Genomic DNA, 11,795 nt, shown 5'->3' on the forward strand with positions numbered 1-11,795 from the left:
AAACTGCTTTTTCCCACATGTTTTTCCGGAGTTCGCTGAATGTCTGTCGGTTGGCTGCGCGCCTGTGCGCTGGTGATGTTGGGGCTGTTCAGCGTTACGGCGCTGGCCAAGGATAAAACCGCGATCGTGATCGGCGGCGGCCTGTCGGGTCTGACCGCTGCTTACGAACTGCAGAACAAAGGCTGGCAGGTCACCCTGCTGGAAGCCAAACCGAGCCTGGGCGGGCGCTCGGGCATGGCCACCAGCGAGTGGATCGGCAACGACAAGACCCAGCCGGTGCTGAACAAGTACGTGTCGACCTTCAAGCTCGGCACCACGCCGGCGCCGGAATTCGTCCGTACCCCAGGCTATCTGATCGACGGCGATTATTTCTCCGCCGCTGATCTGGCCACCAAGCAGCCAGCCACCGCCGATGCGCTCAAGCGCTACCAGAAAACCCTCGACGATCTGGCGCGCTCGATCGACGACCCGCAGAACCCGGCAGCGACCGCCACCCTGCATGCACTGGACCAGATCACCGTATCGAGCTGGCTCGACAAGCAGAACCTGCCGGCCACCGCGCGTCAGTTGATCAACCAGGACATTCGCACCCACTACGACGAGCCTTCGCGTCTGTCGCTGCTGTATTTCGCTCAGCAGAACCGCGTCTATCGCGGCGTTTCCGACCGCGACCTGCGCGCCTCGCGTCTGGTCGGCGGCAGCCAGGTCCTGGCCCAGGCCTTCGTCAAACAGATCAAGACCATCAAGACCAGCTCGCCGGTCTCGGCCATCATCCAGGACAAGGACGGTGTGACCGTCAAAGTCGGCAGCGTCGGCTATCAGGCCGACTACGTTGTGCTGGCGGTACCGCTGCGCGCGCTGAACAAGATCGCCCTGACCCCGGCGCTGGATGCCCAGCATCTGGCGGCGATCAAAGGCACCAACTACGGCTGGCGCGACCAGATCATGCTGAAGTTCAAGACGCCAGTGTGGGAAAGCAAGTCGCGCATGTCCGGTGAGATCTACAGCAATGCCGGTCTGGGCATGCTCTGGATCGAGCCGGCGCTGAAGGGCGGCGCCAATGTGGTGATCAACCTGTCCGGCGATAACGCCCGTGTGATGCAGGCGTTCGGCGACAAGCAGATGGTCGATCAGGTGCTGATCCGTCTGCACGCGTTTTACCCACAGGCCCGTGGCTCGTTCACCGGTTATGAAATCCGTCGCTACAGCACCGACCCGTCGATGGGCGGCGCCTACCTGGCTTACGGCCCGGGGCAGATCAGCAAGTTCTGGCGCCTGTGGGAACGTCCGCTGCAACGCGTAGCGTTCGCCGGTGAACACACCGACACCTTGTACCCGGGCACCTTGGAAGGCGCACTGCGCACCGGCCAGCGCGCGGCCAGCCAGGTTGAAGATCTGGCGGCAGGCAAGTCGTTCGAACCGGCCAAAGTGGTTCCGGCTGCAGCTGCGGCAGGCGCGGCGGGTGCGGTAGCGGCGAAGAAGGGCAACTTCTTCAGCAAGCTGTTCGGCGGTTCGGATGACGAGAAGAAGCCTGAGCCTGCGAAAGCGCCAGAGCCAGCACCTGCTCCGGTTGCTCCAGCGCCTGCGCCGACCCCGGCACCTGCACCTGCGCCGGTGGAAGCACCGAAACCAGCGGCCCCGGTAAAAGCCGAGCCAGCGAAGAAAGCGGCGGCCAAGCCAGCAGCGAAGAAGCCTGCGGCCAAAACCGAAACGAAAAAGCCGGCGGCCAAACCGGCGGCGAAGAAGGCTGAACCGGCGAAGAAGCCAGCGGCCAAGCCTGCTGCAACGACCGAGACCAAGGCGCAGTAAGGCTTAGTTCACATGAAAACGCGGCCCTCGGGTCGCGTTTTTTTTGCCCTGCGTTTCAGTCCTTCGTCATCCGGTTACGGGACTTACCGGCGTACCGGAGCCTTCCCACAAGATGCTCGGAATGAGGTGATAGCGGCTGCCAGCGCGCCAATTTTATGCTGGAAAAAATTGGAGGCATGCTATGAAAACGCTTATCGCGATACTGGTTTTGATTGCACTTTCCGGATGTAGCAACGGGCAATTTTTCCCCGGCGGCTATGGTTCTGAACTGGCGCACAAGTGCCACATAGATCCCTACAGTGCCGAATGCCTGCAACCGCCGGCAGTACTTCATAACTGATCGGCCATGAATGGCTTGTCAGTCAAAACTCCCACTTGAAGAATTCTGTCCCGTTCGGCAGTTTCCTCAGCCACTTTTGCTTGAGTTTGCGCAGGCGCCCGGGAATGAAACCGAAACGCGCCCAGCGCAGACTGCCCGTGCGCTGGTCGTAAATCACCAGGTTTCCATCGTCCTGCACAGTCATGTATGTGTTGTACCAAAGCGACTTGTCGGTGCTGTGCGTGCTTTCCGCGATCCATAATCGTCGCCTGGAGGGGTCATAAAGAAAGCCGCTGTTGCTGATCACAAACTGCAGCGGCTCGCGCATCTTCTTCGGGTGCAAAGTTGCGCTGTAAGGTTGATTGGCGTCGGCGATCCAGATGATCGCCTCACCGTCCTTGAGCACGAGGTTCCCGTCGCTTTGCAGCATCAGACGAAATCGACCGTTCTCGGATTGCAGGAATTGGCCCGCAGACATCGTTTGATTGGGCGGCAGTACAGAAGAACCACTTGCTTGAAAGGGCGTATATCGCAGAGCCATGTTTTCGTGCCTGTTTGAATAATGAAAAGAAGCATCATTCGAGCAGGTTTGAATTGCGCATCAGCGGTACATAGTTATCAGGGGCGAGTTTCGCCGTCTGCGTGTGCAGAGACGACGATGGTCAATGCAGCCCCCGTCATTTGTACAAGCGCTCCACGCAGGAATCGCCTTTAATCCTTCCTTAACACCCCGCTCGCAGACTCTTGATCGTATTTATCGATATTTCAAAGCAAAATTTTTCGCTTTAATTCGATAGATAACTCGCTAGTCTTGGTTCGCAGTTCTCACAGGATTTGGGCAATGCAGCTACGTAACTCTTCTTCGCGCTATGGTTGGGTCAGCATCTTCATGCACTGGGGCGTGGCGCTGGCGGTCTTCGGGCTGTTTGCGCTGGGTCTGTGGATGGTTGGGCTGGATTACTACAGCACTTGGCGCAAAGACGCGCCGGATCTGCACAAGAGCATCGGTCTGGTGCTGCTCGGTGTGATGGTGTTGCGGGTGCTGTGGCGCTTCATCAGCCCACCGCCGCCAACGCTGCAAAGCTACAGCCGCATGACCCGTATCGGCGCTAAATTCGGCCACGGGTTTCTGTATCTGGCGCTGTTCGCTGTGATGATTGCCGGTTACCTGATTTCCACCGCAGACGGTGTCGGGATCCCGGTGTTTGGCCTGTTTGAAGTCCCTGCTCTGCTCTCCGGACTACCGGATCAGGCAGATACCGCTGGGGTGATTCATCTGTGGCTGGCGTGGGCACTGGTAATTTTTTCCGGTCTCCATGCGTTGGCAGCATTGAAGCACCACTTTATCGATCGTGATGCGACCCTCACTCGAATGCTCGGTCGCAAAGCCTGAAATTCAACCTCGACTCAAAGGAAAAGAAAGCATGTTGAAAAAGACTCTGGCCGCTCTGGCAATCGGTTCTGCCGTGCTGTCCGCCAACGTAATGGCTGCTGACTATGTGGTAGACAAGGAAGGCCAGCACGCCTTCGTCGACTTCAAGATCAGCCACCTGGGCTACAGCTACATCACCGGTACCTTCAAAGACATCGACGGCAAGTTCAGCTTCGACGCTGCCAAGCCTGAAGACAGCAAGATCGAGTTCAACGTCAACACTGCCAGCGTGTTCACCAACCACGCCGAGCGCGACAAGCACATCGCCAGCGCTGATTTCCTCAACGCCAGCAAGTTCGGCAAGGCTACTTTCGTATCCACCAGCGTCAAGTCCACCGGTGCCAACACCGCTGACGTGACCGGCGACCTGACCCTGCTGGGCGTAACCAAGCCGGTTGTCGTCAAGGCCACCTTCCTGGGCGAAGGCAAGGATCCATGGGGCGGCTACCGTGCCGGCTTCGAAGGCACCACCACCATCAAGCGTTCCGATTTCGGCAAGCAGAAAGACCTCGGTCCGAAGTCCGATGCGGTCGAGCTGTATGTTTCGTTCGAAGGTGTGAAAGCGAAATAAATTTCGCCGCCACATGAAAACGCCCCCGGTCGAAAGGTCGGGGGCGTTTTTTTTGTCATAACACGCTATTCCTTGTGGGAGCGAGCCTGCTCGCGAAAGCGGTGTGTCAATCGGCAAAGATTCAGCTGACCCGCCGCCTTCGCGAGCAGGCTCGCTCCCACAGGGGTATTGCGGTATGGCAGAGATAATCGAGGTAAAAAAATGCCCCGGCTCTTTCGAGTCGGGGCATTTTCATGGCGGGTTAAAACTCAGCGATTGCGGGTCAGCAAGGCTGGTTTCTCGCCACGCGGGCGGCTTGGCAGTTGATCGAGCTGCTCAGGCGTCGGGAAGCGGTCGGCTTTCGATTCCTTGTGCATGATCTTCGGACCGTTGCTGCGCGGGTTCTGCACGGCCGGTTCGCTGCGAGGTTGATCGTCACGGGCCGGGCGGCGGTTGCGCGGCGCGGATTCGTCGCGACGACCCTGACCATCACGCGGTGCGCCATTGCGCGGGCCGCTGCGTTTGGCCGGTGGTGTGCCGGTGCTCGAGCCGTTGCTGTTGCGCGGACCGTTCTGGCGACCCTGGGGCTGACCGCCACGGGGTGCGCCAGCGCCTTGCGCCGGTGCACCCGGACGACGGCCACGGCCGCCGGCAGGAGCGGCTTTCGGCACGTAGTCGACGCGGTTACCGAAGTTATCGATATCGTCGTCGAGGAACTCGTCCGGGGCACGGTCAGCTGCTGCACGCGGTGGCTGGCTCGGGCGCTGTTCGCGGCTCGGGGTGCCTTCGCGCGGTTTCTGCTGACGGGCAGGGCGCTCGCCACGTTCACCGGCCGGTTTTTCCTTGCCCTTGTCTTTGCCTTTGTCCTTGCGACCACCACCACCGCCGCCGCCATTCGGACCGTCGCCACGCGGGCCACGGGAATTGCGCGGGTTGCGGATGTCCGGACGCTCGCGGGCTTCCGGCTTCTCGGCTTCGATGGTGCTGGAGTCGAAGCCCATCAGATCGCCGTCGGCAATCTTCTGCTTGGTCATGCGCTCGATGCTTTTCAGCAGTTTTTCTTCGTCCGGCGCGACCAGCGAGATCGCCTCGCCCGAACGACCGGCGCGGCCGGTACGGCCGATACGGTGCACATAGTCTTCATCGACGTTCGGCAGCTCGAAGTTGACCACATGCGGCAACTGATCGATGTCCAGGCCACGGGCAGCGATGTCGGTGGCAACCAGAATGCGTACTTCGCCGGCCTTGAAGTCGGCCAGGGCTTTGGTGCGCGCGTTCTGGCTCTTGTTACCGTGGATTGCCACAGCCGGCAGGCCGTGTTTGTCCAGGTATTCAGCGAGACGGTTGGCGCCGTGCTTGGTGCGGGTAAAAACCAGTACCTGTTCCCACGCGCCGGCGGTGATCAGGTGCGCCAGCAGCGCACGCTTGTGGCTGGCCGGCAGGCGGAACACGCGTTGTTCGATGCGCTCGACCGTGGTGTTTGGCGGCGTCACTTCGATGCGTTCCGGGTTGTGCAGCAGCTTGCCGGCGAGGTCGGTGATGTCTTTGGAGAAGGTCGCCGAGAACAGCAGGTTCTGACGCTTGGCCGGCAGACGCGCGAGGACTTTCTTCACGTCGTGGACAAAACCCATGTCGAGCATGCGGTCGGCTTCGTCGAGAACGAGAATTTCCACGTGGGACAGATCGACGCTGCCCTGGCCGGCGAGGTCGAGCAAGCGACCCGGGCAGGCGACGAGAACGTCGACGCCACGGGACATGGCCTGGACCTGCGGGTTCATGCCGACGCCGCCGAAGATGCAGGCGCTGACGAATTTCAGGTCACGGGCGTAGATCTTGAAGCTCTCGTGCACCTGGGCCGCGAGTTCGCGGGTCGGGGTCAGGACCAGCACGCGCGGTTGGCGCGGGCCGTGACGCTGGGATTTGTCCGGGTGACCGTTGGGGAACAACCGCTCCAGAATCGGGAGGGCGAAGCCGCCGGTTTTACCGGTACCTGTCTGAGCCGCCACCATCAGGTCGCGACCTTGCAACACGGCGGGAATGGCCCGCTGTTGCACCGGAGTAGGCTCGGTATAGCCCGCATCTTCGATGGCACGGACTAAAGCCTCGGAGAGACCGAGGGAAGCAAAGGACATGAGTAATCCTGTTTTAGTTAGGGCTTGGCCCAATGGGAGTCTTGCCTGGCGCGAATCACGTTTAAGAGGACGCAATCCCGTCCGGTCCAGCGGCGGTTCCGAAGGCACGTCAGGAGCGCTCGCGCGGGCTGGAAGCTGCGCTGTAGCGGGTCGAGAGGCCTGTTACGGTTCCGGGCGTCCGGGCGTGAGCCTGGCGGGAACGCCGGAGTATAACAGAGCAATCACTGCGCGCTGCTTTCCTGCTGCTCAACGGTTTTGCCGCCGGCCGTGGCCGAGCGCATTGGTGCGCCCTCAACAGGTGCGGCACCATAGCGCGCGCTGAGCTCGGCGTAGGCCGGTTCGCGCTTGAAACGCTTGAGCTCGGCGCCGAAACGCTGCACCAGCAAGTCCATACCGGCATTGCGCCGAACCGCAAGAAACTGGCTCTGACGGCTGATAACCGTCGGGTTTTCCGTGATCAGATCGCGAATATTCAGCTCATCGAGCAAATGCTGACCGACGCGGCGATCGGTAATCAGCAGGTCGATCCGCCCGCGCACCAGTTTGCCGAAATTGGCTTCATGAGTTGGCGCCGGCTCACGGGTAAACAGGTCCGACTGGCTGAAGTCAGGGCTGTACAGATAACCCGGCGAGGTGCCGATGGTCAGGCCTTTGAGTTGTTCGAGGGTGTTGAATGGATGCGGCCGCTCGTTGGCGTAGAACATCACGAATTCGACGTCGGACAGCGGTTCGCTGGGGTAGAGCAGAGTGGCGTCGCGTTCGGCGCTGTGAAAGATGTCCAGCGCACCGTCGGCTTGACCCGTCTCGAGCATCGACAGGCAGCGCTTCCACGGCAGGAACTGCCATTCCACTTCAATGCCCAGGCGCTGGAACACGATGGCGGTGGTTTCGTAGTCAAGACCGAGGTTTTTACCACCCTGTTCGTAGACGTAAGGCGCCCACGGCTCGGTGACAATACGCAACTTCTCCCCCCGAGCGGCGACGCTCAGGCAAGTCAGAAGAATAACGCTCAGCAGTTGGGCAATAAGGGGCATGGCCTGAGGTTAGTACGCGAAACGCCTGATGAGAAGCTCTGGCATGCATGTTTCGCGCAGACCCCGGGCGCAATGGCCGCGATGGCCTTATTTGCTTGCGGTTTTCAGCAGGTGTTGGTGGACCTTCGCGTGACGCGAACCAAGGATCCGCTTGACCAGGCCGCGACTGAACCAGTCCCTGAGCAAGTGCCTGCAAACCGGCTTGCCGATGCGTTGCTGCTGGTTTTCCAGTGCCTTGTCCCACCAGACCGCTGCACACGCCTGATCGAACTCGTTGGGATGTTCATAGCAGCCGTAAAGGATTTCGCGAATGAACTGACGCAGATGTGCCGGCAGCAGCAACGTGACGAGCTTGTAGAACATCCGCTGCAGTCGCGGTGGTCGAGGCAGTTGCGGTGATACACGTCGGGTGTCGTCCAGTGCAGCCTCGCCGGTCGGGTTGTCGCCATGTTTGGCGACCCAGGCCTGAACCTTGGCCCTGAACAGGTGCTTGCGGCTCCAGTAATGGTGAATCAGATCCGGGCACTTGTTGACGTCCAGCGTGCGGTAGGCGGCCACTGACAGGCAGAACTCTTCGAGGGTGTAGGCGCCCTGTGCCGACGGGAACAGCTCATCGATCAAAGCGATGGAGCGGTCGAGCACGTGAGCGTCCTGGCGGTGCAAGCCGATGACGCCGGAGTTGAGCAGGCGCATGTGATCGTCAGTCAGACCTTTGTCCAGCAGTGTGGCCGACAGCGTGCGGTAGAGCAGGCTCATCTTGTTGTCGCCATAGCGGGCGTAGTAGTCATTGCACAGCAGGGTGCCGGGCTGTACCCGCTCGAACAGTTTGAGCGGCGAGCAGTGGAAGAACGTGTCGGTGTCGATCAACAGCGCCGTTTCATGCTCTTCAAGTACCGAGCGCAAAGCGACATGTTTGATGCGGAAATGATAACCGTGGGGCTCGCTCCATTTCTGGCGCGTTTCGGCGTCCAGCGGGCGAACGCGTACGGGGAGATGTGCATAGGGTTGCGGATTGTCGCTGAAGACCTGGATATCGATCGGGGCATCCGGTGTCTCGCGCAACCACGCCAGAGCACTGGCGATGCTGAAAACAGCTTCCTGATGGTAAGTCTCGGCACCGAAAACCAGATAGACCAGTTGAGGGCGTGTTTTTGTTTGCGCGCAGATCATCGACGACAATATTCCATTTGTGCTTTTCAGTGAAAAGGCCCGGTGAGGGCCTTTTTTATCGCATGGAAAACCTTCAGCGCGGCAGCTTGAGGTTGTTCCAGATGGCCAGGCTAGGTTCGGCCTGGTTCATCGAGTAGAAGTGCAGCCCCGGTGCGCCGCCCTGCAGCAGGCGTTCGCACATTTCGCTGACGACTTGTTCGCCAAAGCTTTGAATGCTTCGCGTGTCATCGCCGTAGGCTTCCAGCTGCTTGCGGATCCAGCGCGGGATTTCCGCACCGCAGGCATCGGAGAAGCGCGCGAGTTTGCTGTAGTTGGTGATCGGCATGATCCCCGGCACGATCGGCAGATCCACGCCCAGCGCCTGCAAACGGTCGACGAAGTAGAAGTAGCTGTCGGCGTTGAAGAAGTACTGGGTGATCGCGCTGTCGGCACCGGCCTTTGCCTTGCGCACGAAGTTGGCGAGATCGTCTTCGTAGTTGCGTGCTTGCGGATGCATCTCCGGGTAAGCCGCGACTTCGATGTGGAAATGATCGGCGGTTTCTTCACGAATGAATTCCACCAGTTCATTGGCGTGACGCAGCTCACCGCTGGTCATGCCCATGCCGGACGGCAGGTCGCCACGCAGGGCAACGATGCGCTTGATGCCGGCAGCCTTGTATTCGTTCAGCAGGCCGCGCAGGTCGTCCTTGCTGTCACCGACGCACGACAGGTGCGGTGCGGCGGGTACTTTGACTTCGCTTTCCAGCTGCAACACGGTGTTGAGCGTGCGATCACGGGTCGAACCGCCAGCGCCGTAGGTGCAGGAAAAGAAATCAGGATTGTAGGTGGCCAACTGGCGGGCAGTGGCGAGCAGCTTTTCTTGCCCGGCATCGGTCTTGGTCGGGAAAAACTCGAAGCTGTAGCGACGGTCTTGGGACATGGTCATACCCTTGGAAACAAGTACCTTCGAGGCGCTGCAATCCCGTGTGGTAGCGAGCCTGCTCGCGAAAGCGCTGGGTCAGACAACACGGATGTTGAATGATAAGCCGCCTTCGCGAGCAAGCTCGCTCCCACAGGGAGAGCGAGCATTCAGCGCCTGTTAGTAGCGGTAGGCGTGCGGCTTGAACGGGCCTTCGACGGTGACGCCGATGTAGTCAGCCTGTTGCTTGGTCAGTTGGGTGACCACGCCGCCGAAGCCGCGAACCATTTCCAGGGCCACTTCTTCGTCGAGTTTCTTCGGCAGCACTTCAACGGTCAGACGCTCGGCTTTCTGCGCTGGCGACAGGTCGGCGTATTTCTGACCGAACAGGAAGATCTGTGCCAGTACCTGGTTGGCGAACGAACCGTCCATGATGCGGCTCGGGTGACCGGTGGCGTTGCCCAGGTTCACCAGACGGCCTTCGGCCAGCAGGATCAGGTAATCGTCGTTCTGTGGATCGAAGCTGCCGGCACCGGTGCGGTGAACCTTGTGCACCTGTGGCTTCACTTCTTCCCATGCCCAGTTCTTGCGCATGAAAGCGGTGTCGATTTCGTTGTCGAAGTGACCGATGTTGCAGACCACGGCGCGCTTCTTCAGGGCTTTGAGCATGTTCGCGTCGCAAACATTGACGTTACCGGTGGTGGTCACGATCAGGTCGATCTTGCCCAGCAGCGCTTTGTCGATGCTTGCTTCGGTGCCGTTGTTGATACCGTCGATGAACGGCGAAACCAGTTCAAAACCGTCCATGCACGCCTGCATGGCGCAGATCGGGTCAACTTCGGAAACCTTAACGATCATGCCTTCCTGACGCAGGGACTGGGCCGAGCCCTTGCCCACGTCACCGTAACCGATGACCAGCGCTTGCTTGCCGGACAGCAGGTGGTCGGTGCCGCGCTTGATCGCATCGTTCAGGCTGTGACGGCAGCCGTACTTGTTGTCGTTCTTGGACTTGGTCACCGAGTCGTTGACGTTGATCGCCGGGATCTTCAGCTCGCCCTTGGCCAGCATGTCCAGCAGACGGTGTACACCAGTGGTGGTTTCTTCGGTCACGCCGTGAACGCGATCGAGCACTTGCGGGTATTTCTTGTGCAGCAGCTCGGTCAGGTCGCCGCCGTCGTCGAGGATCATGTTGGCGTCCCATGGCTGGCCATCCTTGAGGATGGTCTGCTCCAGGCACCACTCGTACTCTTCTTCAGTCTCGCCTTTCCAGGCGAACACCGGGATACCGGCGGCAGCGATAGCGGCAGCGGCCTGATCCTGAGTGGAGAAAATGTTGCAGGACGACCAGCGTACTTCGGCACCCAGGGCAACCAGGGTTTCGATCAGCACGGCGGTCTGAATGGTCATGTGGATGCAGCCGAGGATTTTCGCGCCCTTGAGCGGCTGCTCGGCAGCGTATTTGCGGCGCAGACCCATCAGGGCAGGCATTTCCGATTCGGCGATGATGGTTTCGCGACGGCCCCAGGCAGCCAGGGACATGTCGGCAACTTTGTAATCGGTAAAATCGGCAGGCGTGTTGACAGCGCTCATGAAGAGCCTCCATTCGTAATGTATGCGAATGGGCGCCGTTGTGCGTTTAGTGTCCGGCGTGAGCCGGTCAACGCCCCATCCGAGCCTGACAGGTCGAACCTGCTGCAGCGCCCCTCGGACAGGTGGCGGGAAAACGGTAGCCAATGAACGTTACCGTTTTTTGAAACGGGGGCGATTATAGCCGCCCGGGCTGATCTTCCAAAGGGTTTCTGTCGGCCAGATGAAGATCGCCAATGGCGACCATAGTCGCAGCTGCCTGGAGCCTGACTGATCAGTCTGCCAAGATGGGCGCATCTTTCGGCAAGCGCTCAGGAGTGAACATGAATTTCCACACCCGCAAATGGGTTAAACCCGAAGACCTCAACCCCAACGGCACCCTGTTCGGCGGCAGCCTGCTGCGCTGGATCGATGAAGAAGCGGCGATCTACGCCATCGTGCAACTGGGCAACCAGCGCGTGGTGACCAAGTACATCTCGGAAATCAACTTCGTCAGCGCCTCGCGCCAGGGCGACATCATCGAACTGGGCATCACCGCCACCGAATTCGGCCGCACCTCGATCACCCTGACCTGCGAAGTGCGCAACAAGATCACCCGCAAGAGCATCCTCACCGTCGAGAAAATGGTGTTCGTCAATCTCGGCGAAGACGGCCTGCCGGCGCCGCACGGGCGGACCGAGATCAGATATGTGAAAGACCAGTTCAAGGATGACGAAGCCGTCAGCGAGTAACGCGAGCCCTGTAGGAGCTGCCGAAGGCTGCGATCTTTTGATCTTGTTTCTGAAAATCAAAAGATCGCAGCCTTCGGCAGCTCCTACCCTGGATTGGCGTGCATCCAGAGATTTGCGCCGCGCCTACAGAACG

At 60.0% G+C, this 11,795-nt stretch carries 10 protein-coding genes and 1 riboswitch; of the genes, 4 read left to right on the plus strand and 6 right to left on the minus strand.

Translation table 11 applies throughout. The features are described from left to right. The first annotated feature begins 39 nt into the window (after positions 1 to 39). Entirely contained in the window at positions 40 to 1,809 is a 1,770-nt protein-coding gene (locus CKW30_RS16505; RefSeq protein ID WP_095181346.1) for a flavin monoamine oxidase family protein, read from the plus strand. 362 nt (positions 1,810 to 2,171) lie between these two features. On the opposite strand, the gene CKW30_RS16510 is transcribed toward CKW30_RS16505, so the two are convergent. After that, entirely contained in the window at positions 2,172 to 2,669 is a 498-nt protein-coding gene (locus CKW30_RS16510; protein WP_095181347.1) for a hypothetical protein, read from the minus strand. 300 nt (positions 2,670 to 2,969) lie between these two features. On the opposite strand from CKW30_RS16510, the gene CKW30_RS16515 reads away from it, so the two are divergent. Together CKW30_RS16515 and CKW30_RS16520 are read left to right on the plus strand one after the other, a co-directional pair. After that, on the plus strand, positions 2,970 to 3,521 hold the full coding sequence (locus CKW30_RS16515; protein ID WP_041476792.1) for a cytochrome b: 552 nt from the start codon (positions 2,970 to 2,972) through the stop codon (positions 3,519 to 3,521). Positions 3,522 to 3,552: 31 nt separating this feature from the next. After that, on the plus strand, positions 3,553 to 4,131 hold the full coding sequence (locus CKW30_RS16520) for a YceI family protein (protein WP_039757580.1): 579 nt from the start codon (positions 3,553 to 3,555) through the stop codon (positions 4,129 to 4,131). A gap of 248 nt (positions 4,132 to 4,379) precedes the next feature. Here CKW30_RS16520 and CKW30_RS16525 read toward each other — a convergent pair whose 3' ends face one another. The 5 genes from CKW30_RS16525 to ahcY form a co-directional block, all read right to left on the minus strand. Continuing rightward, complete coding sequence (locus CKW30_RS16525) at positions 4,380 to 6,242, minus strand: DEAD/DEAH box helicase (RefSeq protein WP_016772767.1); 1,863 nt, start codon at positions 6,240 to 6,242, stop codon at positions 4,380 to 4,382. Positions 6,243 to 6,463: 221 nt separating this feature from the next. Further along, positions 6,464 to 7,276 (minus strand): ABC transporter substrate-binding protein, encoded by an 813-nt coding sequence (locus CKW30_RS16530; RefSeq protein WP_095181348.1) that lies wholly within the window; start codon positions 7,274 to 7,276, stop codon positions 6,464 to 6,466. 87 nt (positions 7,277 to 7,363) lie between these two features. Then, positions 7,364 to 8,446, minus strand: a complete 1,083-nt coding sequence (locus CKW30_RS16535; RefSeq protein ID WP_056786451.1) for a hypothetical protein — start codon at positions 8,444 to 8,446, stop codon at positions 7,364 to 7,366. A gap of 73 nt (positions 8,447 to 8,519) precedes the next feature. Continuing rightward, complete coding sequence (gene metF / locus CKW30_RS16540; RefSeq protein WP_056786871.1) at positions 8,520 to 9,365, minus strand: methylenetetrahydrofolate reductase [NAD(P)H]; 846 nt, start codon at positions 9,363 to 9,365, stop codon at positions 8,520 to 8,522. A 159-nt stretch (positions 9,366 to 9,524) separates the two neighbouring features. Then, a complete protein-coding gene (ahcY, locus tag CKW30_RS16545) occupies positions 9,525 to 10,934 on the minus strand; it encodes an adenosylhomocysteinase (protein WP_041476788.1) in 1,410 nt (469 codons plus the stop codon). Positions 10,935 to 10,957: 23 nt separating this feature from the next. Beyond that, positions 10,958 to 11,056, minus strand: a riboswitch (S-adenosyl-L-homocysteine riboswitch). Positions 11,057 to 11,254: 198 nt separating this feature from the next. Between ahcY and CKW30_RS16550 the strand changes: the two genes are divergently transcribed. Next, entirely contained in the window at positions 11,255 to 11,662 is a 408-nt protein-coding gene (locus CKW30_RS16550) for an acyl-CoA thioesterase (protein ID WP_095181349.1), read from the plus strand. Positions 11,663 to 11,795 lie beyond the last annotated feature (133 nt).

It is taken from the genome of Pseudomonas sp. Irchel 3F6, assembly GCF_900187595.1.
GTDB classification, from domain to species: Bacteria; Pseudomonadota; Gammaproteobacteria; order Pseudomonadales; family Pseudomonadaceae; genus Aquipseudomonas; species Aquipseudomonas siliginis.